A 390-nucleotide genomic window follows, 5' to 3' on the forward strand; every position below is an offset into this window, starting at 1 on the left:
AACGCCCAGTCGTCCTTGGCGACATGCCCCAGCAGCAGGTGCGCGGGGGCAGGTCTGCGGTCGACCGTCTGCTGGTTGCAGCACGCCAGCACCGTGCCGTCGAAGGCCACCACCGGCCAGGCGGCCATCGCGCACGGCAGCGCTCGGCCTCCGTCCGGGCGGGGCGCGGCGGCAGTGGCCCAGGAGGCCGCCCGGCCCACCGGACGTATCTCGTTGACCAGCATCGGCACCCGGTCGGCGAACTCCCGCCTGATCGCGGCGGTCACGTCGGCAAGGTAGGGGTCCTGCGGTCCCGTACCGGCGAGATGAAAGCTGACGGGGGTCCCCGAGTCGAGTACGTGTCGCACTGCCCGGAAGACGTCGGTGCGGCGGACCTCCCGCTCGTGGAAG

Annotated in this window: 1 pseudogene; it reads right to left on the reverse strand. The window is 72.6% G+C overall.

Annotation, left to right across the window (positions count from 1 at the left end):
• Window positions 1-390: pseudogene (locus TN53_RS42795) on the reverse strand (radical SAM protein); the annotation flags it as partial.

Origin of the sequence: Streptomyces sp. WM6386 (assembly GCF_000972385.1) — a bacterium.
Taxonomy (GTDB): Bacteria; Actinomycetota; Actinomycetes; order Streptomycetales; family Streptomycetaceae; genus Streptomyces.